Annotated in this window: 22 protein-coding genes; 2 read left to right on the top strand and 20 right to left on the bottom strand. The window is 71.2% G+C overall.

The genetic code is table 11. The features are described from left to right. Positions 1–145: 145 nt before the first annotated feature. The 18 genes from QOL88_RS28425 to proS form a co-directional block, all read right to left on the bottom strand. Positions 146–703, bottom strand: a complete 558-nt coding sequence (locus tag QOL88_RS28425) for a TetR/AcrR family transcriptional regulator (RefSeq protein WP_097221035.1) — start codon at positions 701–703, stop codon at positions 146–148. A gap of 93 nt (positions 704–796) precedes the next feature. Next, positions 797–1,639, bottom strand: coding sequence for an RNA polymerase sigma factor WhiG (gene whiG / locus QOL88_RS28420; protein ID WP_097221033.1), 843 nt, complete (start codon positions 1,637–1,639; stop codon positions 797–799). A gap of 272 nt (positions 1,640–1,911) precedes the next feature. Further along, positions 1,912–3,066, bottom strand: a complete 1,155-nt coding sequence (gene dprA, locus QOL88_RS28415; protein ID WP_097221031.1) for a DNA-processing protein DprA — start codon at positions 3,064–3,066, stop codon at positions 1,912–1,914. Continuing rightward, a complete protein-coding gene (locus QOL88_RS28410; RefSeq protein ID WP_097221029.1) occupies positions 3,063–4,688 on the bottom strand; it encodes a YifB family Mg chelatase-like AAA ATPase in 1,626 nt (541 codons plus the stop codon). The genes dprA and QOL88_RS28410 overlap by 4 nt, the downstream gene beginning before the upstream one ends. After that, positions 4,689–5,090 (bottom strand): YraN family protein, encoded by a 402-nt coding sequence (locus tag QOL88_RS28405; protein WP_097221028.1) that lies wholly within the window; start codon positions 5,088–5,090, stop codon positions 4,689–4,691. 76 nt (positions 5,091–5,166) lie between these two features. Continuing rightward, positions 5,167–5,475, bottom strand: a complete 309-nt coding sequence (locus tag QOL88_RS28400) for a DUF2469 domain-containing protein (RefSeq protein ID WP_003993268.1) — start codon at positions 5,473–5,475, stop codon at positions 5,167–5,169. 56 nt (positions 5,476–5,531) lie between these two features. After that, complete coding sequence (locus QOL88_RS28395; RefSeq protein WP_097221026.1) at positions 5,532–6,056, bottom strand: NUDIX hydrolase; 525 nt, start codon at positions 6,054–6,056, stop codon at positions 5,532–5,534. Continuing rightward, positions 6,046–6,828: a signal peptidase I gene (gene lepB, locus QOL88_RS28390; protein WP_097221024.1), complete on the bottom strand. Its 783-nt coding sequence runs from the start codon at positions 6,826–6,828 to the stop codon at positions 6,046–6,048. The genes QOL88_RS28395 and lepB (QOL88_RS28390) overlap by 11 nt, the downstream gene beginning before the upstream one ends. Before the next feature lie 196 nt (positions 6,829–7,024). After that, the gene (gene lepB / locus QOL88_RS28385) at positions 7,025–7,894 is read right to left on the bottom strand and encodes a signal peptidase I (protein WP_097221023.1); all 870 of its coding nucleotides are present in this window, start codon (positions 7,892–7,894) and stop codon (positions 7,025–7,027) included. Beyond that, on the bottom strand, positions 7,782–8,876 hold the full coding sequence (gene lepB / locus QOL88_RS28380) for a signal peptidase I (RefSeq protein WP_031107045.1): 1,095 nt from the start codon (positions 8,874–8,876) through the stop codon (positions 7,782–7,784). The genes lepB (QOL88_RS28385) and lepB (QOL88_RS28380) overlap by 113 nt, the downstream gene beginning before the upstream one ends. Next, positions 8,869–9,594: a signal peptidase I gene (lepB, locus tag QOL88_RS28375; RefSeq protein ID WP_097221021.1), complete on the bottom strand. Its 726-nt coding sequence runs from the start codon at positions 9,592–9,594 to the stop codon at positions 8,869–8,871. The genes lepB (QOL88_RS28380) and lepB (QOL88_RS28375) overlap by 8 nt, the downstream gene beginning before the upstream one ends. A 45-nt stretch (positions 9,595–9,639) precedes the next feature. Then, the gene (gene rplS, locus QOL88_RS28370; protein WP_030852073.1) at positions 9,640–9,990 is read right to left on the bottom strand and encodes a 50S ribosomal protein L19; all 351 of its coding nucleotides are present in this window, start codon (positions 9,988–9,990) and stop codon (positions 9,640–9,642) included. Between the two features lie 136 nt (positions 9,991–10,126). Next, positions 10,127–10,960 (bottom strand): tRNA (guanosine(37)-N1)-methyltransferase TrmD, encoded by an 834-nt coding sequence (trmD, locus tag QOL88_RS28365; RefSeq protein WP_097221019.1) that lies wholly within the window; start codon positions 10,958–10,960, stop codon positions 10,127–10,129. Beyond that, positions 10,960–11,520: a ribosome maturation factor RimM gene (gene rimM / locus QOL88_RS28360; RefSeq protein ID WP_097221018.1), complete on the bottom strand. Its 561-nt coding sequence runs from the start codon at positions 11,518–11,520 to the stop codon at positions 10,960–10,962. The genes trmD and rimM overlap by 1 nt, the downstream gene beginning before the upstream one ends. Positions 11,521–11,602: 82 nt before the next feature. Beyond that, positions 11,603–11,842 (bottom strand): RNA-binding protein, encoded by a 240-nt coding sequence (locus tag QOL88_RS28355; protein WP_031107040.1) that lies wholly within the window; start codon positions 11,840–11,842, stop codon positions 11,603–11,605. Positions 11,843–11,844: 2 nt separating this feature from the next. After that, the gene (gene rpsP / locus QOL88_RS28350) at positions 11,845–12,264 is read right to left on the bottom strand and encodes a 30S ribosomal protein S16 (RefSeq protein ID WP_010044494.1); all 420 of its coding nucleotides are present in this window, start codon (positions 12,262–12,264) and stop codon (positions 11,845–11,847) included. 297 nt (positions 12,265–12,561) lie between these two features. Continuing rightward, positions 12,562–13,164 carry a hypothetical protein gene (locus QOL88_RS28345; protein WP_097221016.1) on the bottom strand — a complete coding sequence of 201 codons (603 nt, stop codon included), beginning with the start codon at positions 13,162–13,164 and terminating at the stop codon, positions 12,562–12,564. A gap of 346 nt (positions 13,165–13,510) precedes the next feature. After that, positions 13,511–14,926, bottom strand: coding sequence for a proline--tRNA ligase (gene proS, locus QOL88_RS28340; protein WP_097221014.1), 1,416 nt, complete (start codon positions 14,924–14,926; stop codon positions 13,511–13,513). 199 nt (positions 14,927–15,125) lie between these two features. Between proS and QOL88_RS28335 the strand changes: the two genes are divergently transcribed. Beyond that, positions 15,126–15,980: a class I SAM-dependent methyltransferase gene (locus tag QOL88_RS28335; protein WP_097221012.1), complete on the top strand. Its 855-nt coding sequence runs from the start codon at positions 15,126–15,128 to the stop codon at positions 15,978–15,980. 136 nt (positions 15,981–16,116) lie between these two features. After that, positions 16,117–16,719, top strand: a complete 603-nt coding sequence (locus tag QOL88_RS28330; protein ID WP_097221010.1) for a hypothetical protein — start codon at positions 16,117–16,119, stop codon at positions 16,717–16,719. Positions 16,720–16,796: 77 nt separating this feature from the next. Here QOL88_RS28330 and ffh read toward each other — a convergent pair whose 3' ends face one another. Together ffh and QOL88_RS28320 are read right to left on the bottom strand one after the other, a co-directional pair. Then, entirely contained in the window at positions 16,797–18,347 is a 1,551-nt protein-coding gene (ffh, locus tag QOL88_RS28325; protein WP_097221009.1) for a signal recognition particle protein, read from the bottom strand. 81 nt (positions 18,348–18,428) lie between these two features. Next, a complete protein-coding gene (locus QOL88_RS28320) occupies positions 18,429–20,876 on the bottom strand; it encodes a [protein-PII] uridylyltransferase (protein WP_097221007.1) in 2,448 nt (815 codons plus the stop codon). Positions 20,877–20,906: the final 30 nt, after the last annotated feature.

The following is a 20,906-nucleotide window of genomic DNA, read 5'->3' as shown; positions in this document are numbered from 1 at the left end:
CACTCTGCCGGGCCGCGAAACGCCACGGCCACGGCCCCGAGGTCGTCACGCCGCACACGTCGCAGGGCCAGGCCACGGCCTCGACCCGAGGCCGTCAGCCCCGCACACCCCGCAGCGCCAGGCCCACAACCTCAACCCGAAGCCGTCAGCCCCGCACACCCCGCAGCGCCATCGACACGGCCGCGTCCCTGATGGCCCCGGGCTCCTCCGCGGCTCCGAGCTCGATCCTGCGCACGGCGGCGTCCACCACGCCCTGGACCAACATCGCCGCAAGCCGGGGCTGTTCGTGTCCGAGCTCGCCCAGCGCCTCGACGATCATCGCGACCAGCCCGCCGTGCGCCGCCCGGATCTTCTCCCGGGCCCCCGCGTCGAGCTCACTCGCGGAGATCGCGACCACGGCCCGGTGCCGCCGGTCGCCGACCAGCTCCAACTGCTGCCGCACATACGCCTCGACCTTGGCCTCGGCGGTCCCGGCCCGCTCCATCGCCGCCGACACGTCCGCCGCCCAGACCGGGAAGTCGACCTCGCACAGCTCCTCGACCACGGCCGCCCGCGACCGGAAGTACTCGTAGACGGACGATCGCGCGAGGCCCGTCCGCTCGGCGAGGGCCGGGAAGGTCAGCGCCTCCGTACCGCCCTCGGACAACAAGGAACGAGCCGCGTCCAGCAGGGCGGCTCGCTGCATCGACCGGTGCTCGGCCACGGAGGCCGCTCGAATCCTTGGCACGTCAACACTCTACGGACGCGTCCCCCCGGGCGGGAGTGGCTGTCGCCGGCCCGAGGACATCCGGGCAGGTCAGCGACCGAAGCTCGCCAGTTTCGCTCTCAGCTGCAGCACCGACTTGGTGTGGATCTGGCTGACCCGGCTCTCGGTCACGCCCAGCACGTTCCCGATCTCGGCCAGGGTGAGGCCCTCGTAGTAGTACAGCGTGACCACGGTCTTCTCCCGCTCCGGCAGCGTGTTGATCGCCCGGGCCAGGAACCTCCGCAGCTCCCGGTCCTCGGCGACCTCGACGGGGTTGTCGGCGGCGGTGTCCTCCAGCGTGTCCATGACGCTGAGCCCGTCGCCGCCCTCACCGCCCCCGTGCAGCAGTTCCTCCAGGGCCACCACGTTGGCCAGCGACAACTGGCTGAACACGGCGTGCAGATCCTCGACGGCGATGCCCATCTCGGAGGCCACCTCGCCCTCGCTCGGAGTCCGCCGCAGCCGGGCCTCCAGCGTGGCGTACGCCCGCTCCACGTTGCGCGCCTTCTGCCGCACCGAGCGGGGGATCCAGTCCAGCGCCCGCAGTTCGTCGATCATCGCGCCGCGGATCCGGGTGATCGCGTACGTCTCGAACTTGATCTCCCGGTCGATGTCGAACTTCTCGATCGCGTCGATCAGCCCGAACACCCCGGAGGAGACGAAGTCCGCCTGCTCGACGTTGGACGGCAGGCCCACGCTGACCCGTCCCGCGACGTACTTCACGAGCGGCGAGTAGTGCAGGATCAGCTGCTCCCGCAGCCGCTCGTCCCCCGTCGCCTTGTACGACCGCCACAGCTCGTCGAGCGTCGAGGGAGCGGGCGGCCGCACGCTGCCACCGTCACGGGCGGCTGGGGGGATCGCCGCCCGGTCGGACCCGGAGGTGTGCTGGGGCATTCGTAGCCTTGTGCCGTTCTGCTGCGGAGTGGTGCTGCTGGGGTGGGCTGTCTGTCTGATGTCGAGTTGCCTGTCCGTGTCGGGATCCTCGTGAGCGTAGCGTGACTGCGGTGTCGCGGTGTGCGAAGAGCGGAGGCCAAGGCGGGCGCAGATACGTTCCTGAGGGCGTCCCGGCGAGGCGTGACGGTCGCCCGGTGTGATCACCGGATGGCCCCAACTGGGCGCATTTCCAAGGGTTCTCGGGGTTCCCCCGGACGGCCGAACACGCACGGTCAACCCGGTCCGCGACCGTCGCGGACCGACATCACCGCCTGGCGTGTCAACTTCCAGCCGTCGCCGTGTCGTTCGACGTAACCGAGTGCTCGGAGTTCGTACAGTCTCGCGATCGCGTCGTCCGGTGCGGTCAGTGCGGAGCGCGCGATCTCGTCGGGCCGGGCCACCCCGCGTCCCGGCAGTGCGGCGAGCACCTGCCGGGCGGCCGGTTCCAGCAGGTCCCGGGGCAGGACGGGGCCGCGCCGGTCGGGGGCCAGCTCCCCGATGTCACCGATCAGTTCGACGACGTCCGCGACGTCGGTGACCAGGGCGGCCTCCCCGCGCAGCAGATCGTGCACTCCGGCGGAGAGCCCGCTGGTGGCCGGGCCCGGCACGCCCATCGTGTGCCGGCCGAGACGCTGCGCGGCCCGCGCGGTGACCAGGGAGCCGCTGCGGTGGGCGGCCTCGACGACCACCGTGCCGCGGGTGAGGGCTGCGATCACTCTGTTCCGCAGGATGAACCGGCTCGGCGTCGGATGGTCACCGGGTGGCAACTCGCCGATCACCAGGCCTTGTTCGGCGATCCTGCCGATCAGTCGGGTGTGGCCGCGGGGGTAGGGCCGGTCGACGCCGCAGGCGAGGACGGCGACGGTGGCGCCGCCGGCTCCGAGCACTCCGCGGTGGGCGGCGCCGTCGACTCCGTAGGCGCCGCCGGACACCACGACCCAGCCGTGCTCGGCGAGGCCGGCGGCGAGGGTCGCGGCCATGTGGGCCCCGTACTCGGTGCAGGCCCGGGCGCCGACCACGGCGACGGACTTCAGCGCCCACATCCGCAGACTGGGCCGGCCGCGCACCCACAGCCCGAGGGGCCGGGCGTCCCCGAGATCGTCGAGCTGTCCGGGCCACTCCGCGTCCCCGGGAGGGACGAACCGCACCCCGGCGTCCCGGGCGGCCTCCAGATCGCGGCCCGGCCGGGCGGCCTCCGCCCTGGCCAGGAGCCCGGCCCACCGCTTCGCGCTCGCCCCCGGGAGGGCGGGCCCGCCCTCCCGCAACCGCCGCACCACGCCCCCGGCACCGAGCTCCCGCACCCACCGCCCGCCGGCCTCGTCGCCGGGCTCGAGGACCCGGGTCAGAAGCACCCTGCCGAGCAGTTCGTCGTACGGTCCGCCGCTCATGTCAGCGCCCCGATGGCCATGGGGACGCCGCGCGGCACACCGGTGCGCAGCTGGAGCGCGAGGGCGACGTCCGTGGCGTCGGGCCGGTCGTGGCCGACGAGGTCGGCGACGGTCCAGGCCACGCGCAGGACGCGATCGAGGCCGCGGGCGGTCAGGACGCCCCGCTCCAGGTTCCGCTCGGCCTGGTCCATCGCTCCGGGCACGGCGTACCAGCGGCTGCGCAGCTCACGGCCGGGCACCTCGCTGTTCGTGCACCAGGGGGTGCCCGCGAGGCGCTCCACGGCCCGCTCCCTGGCTACCCGCACCCGGTCGGCGACTGTCGCGGTCGACTCGCCCCTGGCCCCGACGGCGGTCAGCTCGGTGCGGGTGACGCGGTCCACCTCGACGCGCAGGTCGACCCGGTCCAGCAGCGGTCCGGAGAGCCTGGACTGGTAGCGGCGGATCGCCGAGGGCGGGCATTCACACAGGTCGTCCCGCTGCGAGAAGCGCCCGCACGGGCAGGGGTTGGCCGCGAGGACCATGAGGAACTTCGCCGGGAAGCGCACGACTCCCGCGCTGCGGGCGATCACGACATGCCCCGCCTCCAGCGGCTGGCGCAGGGCGTCCAGGGTGTGGCTGCTGAATTCCGGTGTTTCGTCGAGGAACAGCACCCCGCGATGGGACAGCGACACCGCCCCGGGCCGCGCGACGCCCTGGCCGCCGCCGACGAGGGCCTGCATCGTGGCCGAGTGGTGCGGGGCGCAGTAGGGCGCGACGTCGATCAGCGGCTTGCCCGGGGGCAGCAGCCCCGCCACCGAGTGGACCGCGGTGACCTCCAGCGACTCCTGCCGGCCGAGCCGGGGCAGGATGGCCGGCAGCCGCTCGGCGAGCATGGTCTTGCCGGCGCCGGGCGGCCCTTCGAGGAAGAGGTGGTGCCCGCCCGCCGCGGCGACCTCCACCGCCGTACGCGCCGAGGTCTGCCCGACGACGTCCGCCAGGTCGTGACCGTGGTCGTGCTGGGCGGCGCCCATGCTGTGCATCCCCGTGGCCGCGCCCGTGCCCGGCACGCGCAGTCCGGCGAGGAGCGGGTCCGGGCGGCCCTGCTCGTCCTGTTCCTCGTCGGGCACGGGTTCGTCCGCCAGGACGGCGATCAGCTGCCGCAGGCTGCGGACGCCCAGCACCGACACCCCGGGCACGAGGGACGCCTCGGCGGCGGCACACTCGGGCACCACCACCTGCTCATATCCCGCGTCGGCCGCTGCCAGCACCGCCGGCAGCACCCCCCGCACCGGCCGCACCCGTCCGTCCAGCCCCAGTTCGCCGATCATCACGATGTCGGCGAGGACCCGCGGGTCGACGCGCTCCGCCGCGCCGAGAACAGCCGCCGCGACGGCGAGGTCGAAGCCGCTGCCGGACTTCGGCACCGAGGCGGGGCTCAGGCCGACCGTGAGCTTCTTCTGAGGCCAGGCCGCGCCCGAGTTGACGACCGCGGCACGCACCCGGTCCTTGCTCTCCGTGAGGCTCTTGTCGGGCAGTCCCACCAGCGTGAAGGCCGCGACGCCGGGTTCGAGGTCGGCCTGGACCTCGACGACCACGCCCTCGACGCCGACCAGCGCGACCGAACACGTACGGGCGAACGCCATTCAGGCCACCCCCCGCACATGCTCGACCACGGCGGCGCCGCGGGCCGGCAGCAGGACCCCGACCACGTCGATGCGGACCCCGCCGGGCGGCGCGCCCCCATGTGTCTGGATCCACCGCTCGGCCAGGTCCCGCAGCCGCTCCGCCTTCTGCGGGGTCACGGCCGCCATCGGATGCTCGAAGGGGCCCTCCCTGCGGGTCTTCACCTCGCAGACGACCAGGACGTCCCCGTCTCTGGCCACGATGTCGATCTCGCCGGTCCGGCCGGCGCGCCAGTTGCGCTCCAGGACCGTCAGACCGGTCTCGGCCAGCCGCCGTGCGGCCAGGCTCTCCCCGTACTTCCCCATGGCACTGCGTGCCAGCTGTGCGGTCATGTCGGCACCACCTCCGGCGCCAACGATCACGCACCCTCCCCCAAGAAGTGGATCTTGGTGGGTGACTCAGCGATTGTGGACAACTCCGTCACCCACGCGAGGAACCTCAGCCGCTCGGCAGCTCCAGGTCGCTCTTGTTCAGCTCCTCGATGTTCACGTCCTTGAACGTGAGCACCCGGACCTGCTTCACGAACCGAGCCGGCCGGTACATGTCCCACACCCAGGCGTCCGCCATGGACACCTCGAAGAAGACCTCACCCTGGACCGAGTGCACCTGCATCTCGTAGTCATTGGTCAGGTAGAAGCGCCGCTCGGTCTCGATCACGTATTTGAACAGACCGACGACATCGCGGTACTCCCGGTAGAGCTTCAGCTCCATCTCGGTCTCGTACTTCTCGAGGTCCTCGGCGCTCATGGCATGTTCCCCTTCAGCCGTGCGATCCCCCCATTGTGCGCCAGTCCCGTGAGCCCCTAGACGATTTCCGGGTCAAGGATCACTGGCCTGGCCGGGGGACCTTCGTCGAGCAGCGTGCGCAGCAGCCCGGCGAGTCTGGTCGGATACACCGTCTCATGTGCCCGGCTCAGTTCCGGACACGTCCACCAGCGCGCTCCGGCGACACTGCGCCGTTCCAGCTCGGTCAGCCCGGTGGCGGCCACCGCCGTGCGGTCCGTACGGGCCAGGTAGTACCACTCGTCCTGGTCCCAGCGGCGGCCGGCGAACGGGAAGGAGCACCTCCGCCTCCACAGCACCGGGCCGAGCTCGACCCCGGTGATGCCCGTCTCCTCGGCGAGTTCCCGCACAGCGGCCTGTTCACGGGTCTCGTCGCCCTCCACACCCCCGCCGGGGGTGAACCACCAGTCGTCGGCCGGATCGTCCGGTTCGTGCCCGTGCAGCAGCAGGATGCGGTCCTGCGGGTCGAGCAGGACGACCCGGGCGACCTTGCGCAGCCCGCCCTCGTAGGTGTCCTGGCCCGCTCCCACGGCCTCAGCGGCCACCTGCGGGCTCCGCGCTCTCGCGTCGGGCCCGGGCCGCACCGGTGCGCTTGGCGATGGGCCCGTAGGCGCCTCCGCCCAGGACGAGCACCGCGCCGGCGATCACGAGGAGGGTGATCGTGCGCAGCGGACCGGGCGAGGAGAGGGCGCCGAGCGGCTCGAAGCCGGTGGGGCGCTCCAGCATGCCCTTCATCGGCCACACGACGGAGTCGACACGGGCGTCCACGGCCGAGCGCGCCACCGTGCCGCTGGCGGCGTCCGTCAGGTGGGCGGTGGAGTCCACGGAGTTGCCGCGCTCGTCACCGAGCAGGAACAGCCGGCCCTTGGGGACGGTCACGGTCGGGAAGTTGCTCATCTCGGCCGGCGTGCCCTGGGGCAGGTACGTCTCGTCGATCTCCTTGCCGTTGACCTTCAGCTTGCCGTCCTGGCAGCAGGAGACCGTGTCGCCGCCGATGGCGACCACGCGCTTGACCATCGGGGCGTTGGCCCACGTCGCGTCCTTGAAGACGACGACGTCACCGCGGCGCACCTCGCCGCCGTCGACGCGCTGCGCCAGGATCCGGTCGCCCGCGTCGATCGTCGGGGTCATCGAGCTGGTGGGCACGGTGTACGGCCGGTAGGCCACCGCTCCCCAGGCGAATCCGCCCAGGAACAGCACGAGGCCCAGCCCCACCATCAGTCCCGACAGCCGCTGCCCGAGCCGGCTCCCGACCGGGGCCGCTCCTGTGCTCCCGCTGGTGCGCGGGGTCGTGCGCATCGCGCTCTCACCACCCATGGAGCCGCACCCTACCCGTCGGTACCGGCGAAGGGCAGCCCACGCAGGAAGCCTGATCGCACCGCGAGGAAAACGCGGTGGCCCCCAGGACCGAAGATCCCGGGGGCCACCGCGTTCACAGACGGGCACATGGAGTACGTGAAGCACCCTTTCGAAGGGGGCGATCTGTCACGTCCTGGTCATCCAGACGGAGAACTCAGGGGTTCAGCCCGTTCTGGTCGAAGGTGTCGGGCACGGGCAGCGTGCCCCAGCGGTCGATCGGCCAGGCCTTCACGATGGCGCGTCCGACGACCTCCTTGACCGGGACCATGCCGTGGTACTTCTCGCCCTGGTTGTAGCGGGAGTCGCGCGAGTTCTGCCGGTGGTCGCCCATGACCCAGATGTAGCCCTGCGGCACCTTGACCTTGAACCGGCCGCCCTGGTCGTCGTTCGAGCAGGGCGTGTTGCCGGGGAAGACGTACGGCTCGTTCAGTGCCTTGCCGTTGACCTTCAGCGGACCGGTCCCGTTGCACTCGACCGTGTCCCCGCCGACCCCGATCACCCGCTTGATCAGGTCCTTCTCCTCCACCGACGGCATCAGGCCGATCCAGCTGAGGAACGTCTGCACCGCGTTGGGGTCGGGCGTCGGCTCGCCCCTGAGCCAGTTGCCGGGGTCGTGGAAGACGACGACCTCGCCGCGCTCGGGCTCGGAGCCGAACCAGGGGGTCAGCTTGTCGACCAGGACACGGTCACCCTGCTGGAGGGTGTTCTGCATCGAGTCGGAGGGGATGGAGAACGCCTGCACCAGGAAGGTCTTGATCAGCAGCGCCAGCACCAACGCGATACCGATCAGGATCGGCAGCTCCTTCCAGAAGGAGCGCGGCTTCTTCGGTGTCCGCGTCGTGCCGCCCGGTCCCTGGTCCTCGGCTGTCGTGTGCTCGCCCGTCACCCTGTCGTCCTCGGCTGCCCCGGAGTCACTCCCGGAGGTCACGGCGCTGTCCGCGGCCGGGACGGCGGATTCCGCGGGGCGTCCGCGATGCTCCTCGCCGTCGTGTCCGGACCGTGCGCCAACCGCCACATCCCCCACGCCAACTCCTCACTCTGTGCCGCCGCCTGCCCCATACACGGCGCAGGCCCACCACTCCCATAACGAGCGGGAGTTCCGCAGGGGTCGGGAGCTGGATCGTCTCGTTCGAATCGTAGGAGGCAACCCTATGCGACAGTTCGGGAGCTGCGGTCGACCCGGGGGCCGAGTCGGACACGGAAGCGTAGGTATTCGGTTCCTCCAGCATGTTCCAGTGTCCGAAGGGCCAGGCGATGACCATGGCGCGGCCCACCACCTCGCTCTCGGAGACCGTGCCCCCGTAGTCGGTGTCCTGGTGGGCGCGGGAGTCGGCGGAGTTGTTCCGGTGGTCGCCCATCACCCACAACCGCCCCTGGGGGACCGTGATGTCGAACGGCGTGTCGGACGGGGCGGCGCCGGGATACAGGTAGTCCTCGACCAGCGGGACGCCGTTGACGGTCACGCGCCCCTGCGTGTCACAGCACTTGACGCGGTCGCCGCCGACGCCGACGACGCGCTTGATGAGGTCCTTCTCGTTCTCGGACGGCAACAGGCCGATGAAGGTGAGCCCTTCCTTGACCTGCTTGATGACGACGGGGTCCGACTTCTGCGTGGTGGGCTGCTCGTCCTGGAGCCAGCCGCCGGGGTCCTTGAACACGACGACGTCCCCGCGCTGCGGCTTCGAGCCGAACCACGGGGTGAGCTTGTCGACCAGGACGCGGTCGCCGATCTGGATCGTCTGCTCCATGGAGCCGGACGGAATGACGAAGGCCTGGACGAGGAACGTCTTCAGTACGAGCGCTATCAGGACGGCGACGCCCACGAGGAGAGGGATCTCCTTGACGGCGCCGCGCCTGCGGCGCCGCTTGACCTTGCGCTGAAGCTTGCGGCGCTCGGCACGCGTACGGCCGCTTCCCGACGGGCCGGCGGCGCGCCGGGCGCCGGTGGGCAGCAGGTTCTCCGCGGGGCCCGCGGGGACGCCGCGCGGTTTGCCTCGGTTACCCATGGGCGCCCGCCTTTCCGGCGGCGGGCACGCGCGCGTAGGCGTCGGGGCGGTCCAGGCCGGTGGCGTGACCGAACGGCCAGATGATCCAGTCCGCGCGGCCGATCACGTCGCCGACGGGGATCATGCCGCCGCCCGGCGAACCGAGGTGATCGCGGGAGTCGCTGGAGTCGCCGCGGTGGTCGCCGAGGACGAAGAGGGTGCCACGGGGCACGACGACGTCGAAGGGCACGGCGGACGGGCTGTCGCCGGGGTACAGGAAGCCCGACTCGTCGACCGGCCGGCCGTTCACCTGGATTCTCCCCTCCCTGTCGCAGCAGACCACGTGGTCTCCCCCCACGCCGACAACGCGTTTGATGTAGTCCGCGGGCCCGAAGTACCCGGTCCCGTCGAACACGACGATGTCTCCCCGCTGCGGCACGGCACCGAAACGGTACGCCACCTTGTTTACGAGAACCCGGTCCCCGATCCTCAATGCCTGCTCCATGGATCCGCTGGGGATCTGGAACGGGCGCACCACGAACGTGCTGAGCAACAGCAGGAACAACAGGCAGACCAGCAGGGTGAGGGTGATCCGGCCGCCCGGGACGTGGGCAGTGAGGCGCGAGACCAACGCGAAACGCGACCGGTCCTCCGGCCCTGTGGGGTCCGAGGTCGTTCCCTCGGAGCCGGAAGGGCGGGAGGAGCGGTCGCGCTCCGTCGGCTGTGCTTCGGTGTCCATCGGAGCCAGATGCTATCCGGCCCCGACGTGAACCCCGGAGAGCGCTCAGTTCTCGCGCTTCTCCTTGATCTTCGCGGCCTTGCCGCGCAGCTCGCGCAGGTAGTACAGCTTGGCGCGGCGGACGTCACCCTTGGTGACGAGCTCGATCTTCTCCACGATCGGGGTGTGCACCGGGAAGGTGCGCTCGACGCCGACGGAGAAGGAGACCTTGCGGACCGTGAAGGTCTCGCGCACGCCGGAGCCCTGGCGACGGATCACAACGCCCTTGAACTGCTGCACACGGGAGCGGTTGCCCTCGATGACGCGGACGTGGACGTTGACGGTGTCGCCCGGGCGGAAGGCGGGGACGTCGCTGCGCAGCGACGCGGAGTCGACGGTGTCGAGCAGGTGAGACATTTCGTCTGCTTTCCTCGCTGATGCCACAGGTCATCAACGGAAACTAGGTGTTTCGGGATCAGGTGTGTGCGGGTCGGGACGGACGTCGTCTCCCCCTGTGGCAGGGGCGCACGCCGGACGGACGCACAACAGCTCGCTATTCTTCCACGCCGTCGGTCCTGCGCCAAAATCGGCCGTACGGCTCCCCCGCCGGGTCGGGTGCCCAGCCCAGGATGGAGAGCATCTCGCGGTCCTTCTTGTCGAAGGCCTTGGGGTCGCACCGCTCGATGAGGTCGGGCCGGTGGGCGGTCGTGCGCTTCAGTGCCTCGTCGCGGCGCCACCGGGCGATCTTGCCGTGGTGGCCGCTGAGCAGCACCTCGGGGATGTCCCGGCCGCGCCACTCGGGCGGCTTGGTGTAGACGGGCCCCTCCAGCAGGCTCGCCATGGCGCCGGGTGCGAAGGAGTCGTCGCGGTGGGACTCGGCGTTGCCCAGGACCCCGGGCAGCAGCCGCGCCACGGCCTCCGTGACGACCAGGACGGCCGCCTCGCCGCCGGCCAGGACGTAGTCGCCGATGGACACCTCGTGGACCGGCATCCGGGTCGCGTACTCGTCGACGACACGGCGGTCGATGCCCTCGTAGCGGGCCGGGGTGAAGATCAGCCAGGGCCGCTCGGAGAGCTGGACGGCGAGTTCCTGGGTGAAGGGACGGCCACTGGGGGTGGGGACGATGAGGGCCGGCGCCCGGGAGCCCGTCTCGTAGCCGTCGGCCAGGACGGAGTCCAGTGCGTCACCCCACGGGTCGGTCTTCATGACCATGCCGGGGCCGCCGCCGTACGGGGTGTCGTCGACGGTGTTGTGCCGGTCGTAGGTCCAGGAACGCAGGTCGTGGACGTGCACGTTCAGCTGGCCACGCGCGCGTGCCTTGCCGACGAGGGAGACGTTCAGCGGTTCCAGGTACTCGGGGAAGATCGTGACGACGTCGAGGCGCATTACGACTCTTCCTGACCGGAGGCGTCGTCCCGGCTGGAGGCGATCTCGGCGCGGTCGTCGATCAGGCCCGGCGGCGGGTTGATGACGGCCTTCTGCTCCTCGAGGTCGATCGCGGTGACGATCTCCTCGACGAAGGGGATCATCACCTCGCTGCCGTCGGGGCGCTCGACGATGAACAGGTCCTGCGAGGGCAGGTGGGAGATCTCCGTGATCCGGCCGACCTCGGTGCCGTCCGCGGTGACCACGTCGAGGTCCATGAGCTGATGGTCGTAGTACTCGTCCTCGCCCTCGGGCAGTTCCTCCGGGTCGATCTCGGCGATCAGGAGGGTGTTGCGCAGGGCCTCGGCGCCGCTGCGGTCGCTGACGCCCTCGAAGCGCAGCAGGAGGCGGCCGCTGTGGACGCGGCCCGTCTCGATGGTGAGCGGTCCCGCGGCGGCGGGATCGGTGGTGAGTACGGCGCCGGGGCCCAGCCTCAGCTCCGGCTCGTCGGTCCGTACCTCGACGGTGACCTCACCCTTGATGCCATGGGCACGGCCGATCCGTGCGACTACCAGCTGCACGTGTGCAATCTCCTGTCATACGACTGCGGGCCGGGGACGGCCCTCAGGCCTTCCCCGGCCCGAGCCGGTTGCGCGATAAGCGTCAGCGGACGTGGTCCACGTCGACGAGATCGACGCGGATGCCGCGACCGCCGATGGCGCCCACGACGGTGCGCAGGGCGCGTGCGGTGCGGCCGTTGCGACCGATCACCTTGCCGAGGTCGTCCGGGTGGACCCGGACCTCGAGCACTTGCCCGCGGCGCAGGTTGCGCGAGGCGACCTGCACATCGTCAGGGTTGTCGACGATGCCCTTCACGAGGTGCTCGAGAGCCTCCTCGAGCATGCTCAGGCCTCGGTCGAAGCGGACTCGGCGGCCGCCTCGTCCTTCTTCTCAGCCTTCTTCTTCTGGGTGATCGCCTCACCCTTGCCCTCGTCGTCGCCGCCGATGGCCTCGAACGACGGGCGCGCGGCCTTCTCGGGCTGCGTCAGCAGCGGAGCCGGGGCGGGCTCGCCCTTGAACTTCTGCCAGTCGCCGGTCTTCTTGAGGATGGCCATCACGGGCTCGGTCGGCTGGGCGCCGACACCGAGCCAGTACGCCACACGCTCGGCGTCGACCTCGATCACCGACGGGTTGTACGTCGGGTGGTACTTGCCGATCTCCTCGATGGCCCGGCCGTCACGGCGGGTCCGGGAGTCGGCGACGACGATGCGGTAGTGAGGCGAACGGATCTTGCCCAGACGCTTCAGCTTGATCTTGACTGCCACGGGAGTGGATTCTCCTGGTTTTGACGTGGTTGGGCACGGCGGAGATGCCGCGTGGGGATTTGCGGTACCCGAGTGCCCGATGGACGCGTCAGCCGGAGGCGAGAGGGTTCCTGTGCGACTGTCGAGTACAGCTAGCCATTGTGCCACACCCCGCGGGTCGCTCCGGGCCCGGGCCCCGGGGCCGCCGTGCGGGCATGCCGAGAGCGCACCCGGCGTGAGTGGGGTACGTCGGGTGCGCGTCAAACGGCCCGAGCCCTGCGCCACGGACCGGCAGCCACGAGTTGCCGGTGCGGGGCGTCAGCTCGCTACCGCTCCCACGACGTCCGGGATCCGGAACGGCTTGCCGCAGCCGCCGCAGACGATGGGGGCCTGGGCGAGGACCGACGGGACGACGCGGACGTTGCGGCCGCAGTCGCAGACGGCCTTGACGCGTACGCCGCCACCGGAGGAGCCGTGCCGGGCGGCCGGTCCCCGGAAGGTGCGGGAGGTGTCGGACGAGGTCGCGGCGGTGTGTGCCTTCAGGGCGCGCTGGAGACGCTCCATCGTCGGGCGGTAGCGCCGCTTCGCCTCGGGGGTGAGCGAGACCAGGGAGAAGCCGCTGCTGGGATGCGGTTCCTCGGGGTGGTCCAGGCCCAGCTCCTCGGCGATCGCGAGGAATCTGCGGTTGTGGTATCGGCCGGCACGGGAGGTGTCGCGGACGCCGCGCGAGGCGGCGATGCCATGGACTGCCTCATGGAGCAGTCGCTCGAAGGAGAGCTCGTGACCGCACGCGGACGACGACTCCCCGATCAGGGACTCTGGCGCGGCAAGGTCGGGCAGCTCGGGGTGGTACCGCTGAATATCGGCCCACGCCTGTGCCAGCTCTGCGGCGAGTACAGGTGGTGTCTGTGTCGTGCTCACGTAATGACAACGAGCCGGGGTGCCCCAGTGTTCCGATTCCGGGCCATCCCAAATAATTTGCACGTACCCGTCAGTTGCCTCTGATGCGTCCTGACGAGGGCGGGTGCGCAGATCTGTGGATAAGCCTCACAGCTCACCACAAGGTGGTGCGTAGTCCCGCGTACGCCCGCCCGTCTCCCGCCACCACCCGCAACGGAGGCCCTTCGGGCCACCCTCTCGATCGGCGCGTGGGACCTGTCCGCGCGCCGGGTGGGCAAGGATCCGCTGATACGCAAGAGGTGTTTCGGTCGCCTCGCGCCCCGCACGGCAAGCGCCTGCACCCCCCCGGGAAAGCGCGTGCCCCACCTCAGTAAGCGCGTGCGACGACCGCGACGTTACCGGGTGCGTCGTCGGCGTCCGGCACCGACCCGTCCTCGGCGACCAGACACCGTACGGTCACCGCGTGATCGGCGAGCTTGGACTCGCCCTCCTCGCCGAGCGCGGCCCAGGGGATGCGCGCCCAGCCGCCGGCGGTGGCCGCCTCGACGGCCTCCTCGAACGTGGAGACCTCCGTCGTACGGGACTCGCGGCGCTCGCGGGACTGCCGGAGCAGCGTCGCCTGGTCCTCCTCGAGGATCCCGGGGATCAGCCCGGCCAGAGCGTCCAGTGCCACCGGCTCCTTGCCGCCGGGGATGCGGCGGGCCAGCATCGCGGTGCCGTTCTCCAGGTCCCGCGGGCCGATCTCGATCCGGACGGGCACACCCTTGAGCTCCCAGTCGACCGCGCGGCGGCCGAACGGGATGTCGGTGCGGTCGTCGACGTGGACACGGACACCGGCCGCCTTCAGCCGGTCGCCGAGCTCACGGACCGTGGCCAGAACCGCTTCCTCGCCCTTGATCGCGAGCACGACGGCCTGGATCTGCGCCAGCCGGGGCGGGACGCGCAGCCCGTCGTCGTCGCCGTGCATCATCACCAGGGCGCCGATCATGCGGGTGGTGGAGCCCCAGGAGGTCTGCCAGACCAGTTCCTGCCGGCCCTCCTTGGACAGGTACCGGGTGTTGAAGGCCTTCGCGAAGTTCTGGCCCAGTTCGTGACTCGTGGCCATCTGCAGGGCCTTGCCGTCGCCCATCATGCCTTCGAGCGTGAGCGTGTTGATCGCGCCCGCGAACCGCTCCCGGACGGTCTTGCGGCCGGGGACGACGTCCATCGCGAGGACGTTCAGCATGAAGTCCTCGTAGACCCGCCGGTGAATGCGCGCGGCGAACGCGCGCGCCTCCTCGTGCGTGGCGTGCGCGGTGTGCCCCTCCTGCCAGAGGAACTCCGAGGTCCGCAGGAACAGGCGGGGACGCAGTTCCCAGCGCACCACGTTCGCCCACTGGTTGATGAGCAGCGGCAGGTCGCGGTGGCTCTGGACCCACTTCGAGAAGTACTCGTTGACGATCATCTCGGAGGTGGGACGGACCACGGCCGGCTCTTCGAGCTCCTTGCCGCCGCCGTGGGTGACCACGGCCAGCTCGGGCGCGAAGCCCTCGACGTGGTCCGCCTCCCTCGCGAGGTACGACTCGGGGATCAGCAGCGGGAAGTACGCGTTCTGGGTGCCCGTCTCCTTGATACGGGCGTCCATCTCCGCCTGCATCCGCTCCCACAGCCCGTATCCGTACGGTCGGATGACCATGGTGCCGCGCACCGGACCGTTGTCGGCGAGCTCCGCCTTGGTGATCAAGTCCTGGTACCAGCGCGGGAAATCGTCCGCCCGGGGGGTGAGAACGGGTGCCTTGGTCATGACGGGATGGTACGGGCCCACGTTGCCGGAATGTGAAATCTCGCCATAGGCACATGACAACTCACAAGCCCTGCCGCATTCCACTGGACGACAGGTCGAGGGGGGAGTTTCCTGGCATACGGGGGTAGTGCGAGCGCACTGTCACGGGGGCCATGGAATCGGGCAAGAGGCAACTCTCGGCGGATTGGGGCGCTTACTTATGACACCTACGCTCGTGCGGCAGCACCTGCCCCACGCGGGGGCCGTACCCCGCGTGGACCTGCGTGCACGCGCGCGTGACTGGTCCGAGATCCAGGAGCGGATGCTCGTACCGCTCTACGAGGCCGTCTACGAGCGACTGGAAGTGGGTCCCGCCACGCGGCTGCTCGGCCTCGGCTGCGGTTCCGGGCTCTCCCTGCTGATGGCCGCCGCCCGGGGAGCGTCGGTCACCGGTGTCGACGTCTCCCCCGAAAGGATGACCCTGGCGCGGGAGCGGCTGCTGCCCGAGACGCCGGGCACGCGTGCGCGGCCGGACATCCGGCTGGTCGACGGCTCTCCCCGGGACACCGCGGTGCCGGGCGCTTCGGGGTACACCCTGGTGACCGCCTTCGAACCGATCGGGTGCCTCGCGGGCGACTCGGAGGGGCTGAGCGGGCTGCTCGCGGAGGCGGCACCGCTCGCCCGGCGCGGTGCGGCCGTGGTGCTGGCCGGCTGGGGTCCGCCGGAGCGGTGTGCCACGGCGTCCGTGATGCGGGTGGCCACGAAACTGTCGGAGCCGCTGCGCCATTCGGGCAGCTGGCGTCCGGCCTGCCGCGACGACCTTGAGGACGTCGCACAGCGGGCCGGTCTCAAGCCGGACGGGTCGGGGCGGGTGGCGTGCCCCTTCGGATACGCCGACGTGGACAGCGCGGTACGTGGCCTGAAATCGACGGGACTGTTCGACGCGGCGATGACGGCGACGGACCAGGCGCAGGTGGACAAGGAGCTGACCGAGGCCCTGCATCCGCACCAGCGGCAGGACGGGACGGTGTGGATGCCGAACGTGTTCCGGTACCTGATCGCCCGGACACCCTGACGCACGCGTTTTCGATGCAGGTGTGAACAGTGTGAAGAAAGCACCATGGAGTGCTTTTGGTTTCACCAAGTGGATCATGAACACCTAATGTGATCCACCGCTCGGGGGACCTACACATCTGCATACAGGAGCTGCTGTGCCGCACCACCAGACCGCGCTGCGCCTCGTCGCGCCCGTCGCCGTCCTCGCTCTGACGCTCACCGCCTGCGGGGGCGGCGACGACACCGCCGACGCGAAGAGCACGGCCACCGCCCGGGCCAAGGCCTCGCCGTCGCCGGAGCCCACCTCCGGCGGCGGGATGGGGACCGGCGAGAGCGCGACGGGCAAGGTCGCGGAGGACCCGGGCACGGTCACCTACGAGGTCCTGGCACAGAAGGTCGACCTGGGCACCGAGGCGGAGGCGGCGAAGGCCGTCTCGGAGCCCGACAAGGTCAAGGGCAAGGTGCTGGCCGTCGCGCACCTGAAGTACACGCACCAGAGCGGGCCCGCCCTCACCGACGGTTCCGATGTGCACGACGGCACCACGGTCTTCGCCGACGGGCAGCGCGGCACCGTCCTCATCGGCGCCACCGAGGACGCGGCGGGCTGCGAGGACCCGTACGACGTCGACAGCTGGAAGCAGGGCGAGAGCCATGTCTTCTGCGAGACGTACGTGATCCCGGCGAACGCCAAGAGCGTCGAGGTCCACTGGTCCGAGGAGGACGGCGAGCCGTACATCTGGACGTTCCCGAACGGCTGACCGGCGAGCCGCCGGCACACCACTGAGGGCGCCCCCTTCATGCAAGGGGGCGCCCTCAGTGCGGTTCGGGTGGGACGTCAGCCCATGAACTTCTTGAACTCGTCGGGGAGTTCGAAGTCCTTGCCGCCCTGCTGCGGCAGTCCGAAGGCGCCGCCGCCCTCGGCCGCCGCGGCCCGGCGGGCGGCCTCCTCCTGCTCCTGCTGCTTGCGCTTCATCGGGTTGCCGGAGCGCTGCTTGCCCTTGGCCTTCTTCGGCTGCTTCTTGGTGCGGCCGGGGCCGCCGCCCATGCCGGGCATGCCCGGCATCCCGGGCATGCCGCCGCCCTGGGCCATGCGGGACATCATCTTGCGGGCCTCGAAGAACCGCTCGACCAGGTTCTTGACCGCGCTGACCTCGACACCGGAACCCCGGGCGATACGGGCGCGGCGCGAGCCGTTGATGATCGTCGGCTCCTGGCGCTCGGCCGGGGTCATCGACTTGATGATGGCGGCCGTGCGGTCGACGTCCCGCTCGTCGAGGTTGTTGATCTGGTCCTTCATCTGGCCCATGCCCGGGAGCATGCCGAGCAGCTTGGAGATGGAGCCCATCTTGCGGACCTGCTCCATCTGGGCCAGGAAGTCGTCCAGGGTGAAGTCCTGGCCCTTCTTGGACGCCAGCTTGGAGGCCATCTTCTCGGCCTCTTCCTGGCTGAACGTCTTCTCCGCCTGCTCGATCAGGGTGAGGAGGTCACCCATGTCGAGGATGCGGGAGGCCATCCGGTCAGGGTGGAACGCGTCGAAGTCGTCGAGCTTCTCGCCGTTCGACGCGAACATGATCGGCTTGCCGGTGATCTGCCGGATCGACAGGGCGGCACCACCGCGGGCGTCACCGTCGAGCTTGGAGAGCACCACGCCGTCGAAGCCGACGCCGTCGCGGAAGGCCTCGGCCGTGTTGACGGCGTCCTGGCCGATCATCGCGTCGACGACGAACAGGATCTCGTCCGGGGAGACGGCGTCGCGGATGTCCGCGGCCTGCTGCATCATCTCCTGGTCGATGCCGAGGCGGCCGGCGGTGTCCACGATCACGATGTCGTGGACCTTGGACTTGGCGTGCTCGATGGAGTCCTTGGCGACCTTGACCGGGTCACCGACGCCGTTGCCCGGCTCGGGGGCGTAGACCGCGACACCGGCGCGCTCGGCGACGACGCTGAGCTGGTTGACGGCGTTGGGGCGCTGGAGGTCACAGGCGACCAGCAGCGGCGAGTGGCCCTGCTCCTTCAGCCAGTGACCGAGCTTGCCCGCGAGGGTGGTCTTACCGGCACCCTGCAGACCCGCCAGCATGATCACGGTGGGCGGCTGCTTGGCGAAGCGCAGGCGCCGGGTCTCGCCGCCGAGGATGGTGACGAGCTCGTCGTTGACGATCTTGAGGACCTGCTGGGCGGGGTTCAGCGCCTTGCTGACCTCGGCGCCGAGGGCGCGCTCCTTGACGTTCTTGATGAACGTCCGGACGACGGGAAGCGCCACGTCCGCCTCGAGGAGCGCGATCCGGATCTCGCGCGCCGTGGCGTCGATGTCCGCCTCGGAGAGCCGTCCCTTGCCGCGCAGGTTCTTGAAGGTCGCTGAGAGGCGATCGGAAAGAGTATCGAACACGGCGCTCGCGGTCCTCAGGGTTGGTGGCTACAGGGAATCGCCCTCCAGGGTATCCCGGCGTGACACGTCGCCGGGTCGGCCTCACCCACGCAGCGTCTCCTCCAGCTTCCGCGCCACCGACGCCGCCTCGTCCCCGGGCAGCGGCGCACCCTCCGGGCCGGTCACGTAGAAGGCGTCGACGGCGTTGGCGCCGAGTGTCGAGACATGCGCGCTGCGCACCTGCACGCTCGCGTCCTCCAGGGCCCGCCCGATGCGGAACAGCAGGCCGGGGGCGTCCTGGGAGCGGACCTCGATGACCGTGGCCAGCCGGGAGGCGGCCGGGTGGACGGACACCCGGGCCGCGGGGGCGACCACGCCCCGGCGGCGCGGATAGGCCGCGTCCCGTTCGGCGAGGCGCCCGGCGATGTCCAGGGAGCCGTCCAGGGCCCGGACCAGGTCCGAGCGCAGCCGGGCGGCCTGCGGCAGCGAGCCGTACTCGGCGGCGACCCGCCAGTCCAGCAGCAGGACGGAGCCGTCGACGCCGTCCGGGAGGTACAGGGAGCGCAGCTCGGCGGTGCGGACGGTCAGCCGGTGCATGGCGAGGACACCGGCCACCGCGGGCAGCACCCCGGGCTGGTCGGGTACGGCGATGAGCAGCTCCACACCCAGCGGCTCGGGGTCGCCGGACGGCTCCTGTCCGGCGGGCGGCTCGGTCTGGGCCCGCAGCGAGAGCACCGGGCTGCCCGTCGCCGCCGCCTCCAGGGCGAGCCGCTCCTGCTCGGCGGTCGGCGCGGCCTCCTCGGGTTCCTCCGGGGCGTCGCCCGCGAGCACGGCCGAGACCCGTTTGACCAGGTCGGCGACGAGCGAGCCGCGCCAGGACGACCAGGCGGCCGGGCCGGTGGCGAGGGCGTCGGCCTCGGTGAGCGCGTGCAGCAGTTCCAGGGTGCTCTGGGAGCCGACGGCCTCGGCGACGGAGCGCACGGTGGCCGGGTCCTCCAGGTCGCGCCGGGTGGCGGTGTCGATGAGCGTGAGGTGGTGCCGTACGAGGGTGGCGACGACGGTCACGTCGTGGCGGTCGAAGCCGATCCGGGTGGCCACGTCCTTGGCGATGATCTCGCCGGCCACGGAGTGGTCGCCGGGCCAGCCCTTGCCGATGTCGTGCAGCAGCGCGGCTACCAGCAGCAGGTCGGGGCGGCTGACCCGGCGGGTGAACTCGGAGGCGCGCACCGCGGTCTCGATCAGGTGCCGGTCGACGGTCCACAGGTGTACGGCGTTGCGCTGCGGGCGGCAGCGGACCCGCTCCCAGTCGGGCAGCAGCCGGGTGATGAGCCCCTCGACCTCCAGCGCCTCCCACACCTCGATGGTGGGGCGTCCCGAGCCGAGCAGGGTGACGAGCTGTTCGCGGGCCTCGGCGGGCCAGGGTGTGGGCAGCGGGCGCACGGTGGCCGCCAGGCGCCGTACGGCGTGCAGGGAGAGGGGGAGTCCGGCCTGCGCGGCGGCGGCCGCGGCGCGCAACGGCAGCACGGGGTCGCGCTCGGGGCGCGCGGCACGGGCGAGCACCACCTCGCCGTCCTGCTCCACCACGCCCTCGGCCAGCGGGGAACGCTCGCCGGCCGGTTTCCCGCCGCCCAGCATGGCGCGCAGCCGGGGCCGCACGGCGCGTGACCGCAGGACGCGCCCCACCTCGCGCCAGGTGACGTCACTGGCGTACGAGACGAGCCGCGCGGCCTCGTAGACCTGCCGCAGCAGGGTGTCCGCGTCGAGGAGGCCGAGTTCGGCGGCCACTTGGTCCTGTTCCTGGAGGGCGAGCCGGTCGGTGGCGCGCCCGGTGGCCAGGTGCAGGGCGTCCCGGACGTCGAGGAGTCGGCGCCGGGCGTCGGCGAGACCCTCGCGCGGGGCGTCGGCGAGCCAGGAGGCGGCGACGGCCCGCAGCGCGGTGGCGTCCCGCAGCCCGCCGCGGGCCTCCTTCAGGTCGGGTTCCAGCAGGTACTGCAACTCGCCCTGGCGCTCGGCGCGTTCGGCGCACAGTTCCTGGAGTTCGGGGAGGCGCTTGGGCGCCTGGTTGCGCCAGTCGGCCAGGACGGCCGTGCGCAGCGACGCGGTGAGGCCGAGGTCGCCGGCGATGTGCCGGGCGTCCAGCAGGCCGAGCTGGACCTTGAGGTCCTCGCCGGCGGTCTTGCGGGCCTCGGCGGGCGTGCGGACGGAGTGGTCGAGGTCCAGGCCCAGGTCCCACACGGGGTACCAGAGCCGGTCGGCGAGGGCCGCGACCGCCTTGGTGTCGCCACCGTCGTGCAGCAGGAGCAGGTCGAGGTCGCTGCGCGGGGACAGCTCCCCCCGTCCGTAGCCTCCGACGGCGACGAGGGAGGCTCCGCGCAGCCCCTCGGCGCCCGCCGCGAACAGTCCGGTGAGCCAGTCGTCCGTGAGTTCGGCCAGGGCCGCACGGCGCGGCGGCCCGGACCGCGCCTCCTCGGTGAGGAGACGCAGCCGGGCCGCCGCGTAGCCGCTGGGTCCCGAGTCCTCTGCTTCCTTCTGCACGTCCGTACCCGTCACCCAGTGGCTCCTGTTCCGTTGCCTGCCTCG

It is taken from the genome of Streptomyces sp. Ag82_O1-12, assembly GCF_900182715.1.
Lineage (GTDB): Bacteria > Actinomycetota > Actinomycetes > Streptomycetales > Streptomycetaceae > Streptomyces > Streptomyces massasporeus.
This window is presented reverse-complemented; position numbering and strand designations above follow the sequence as displayed.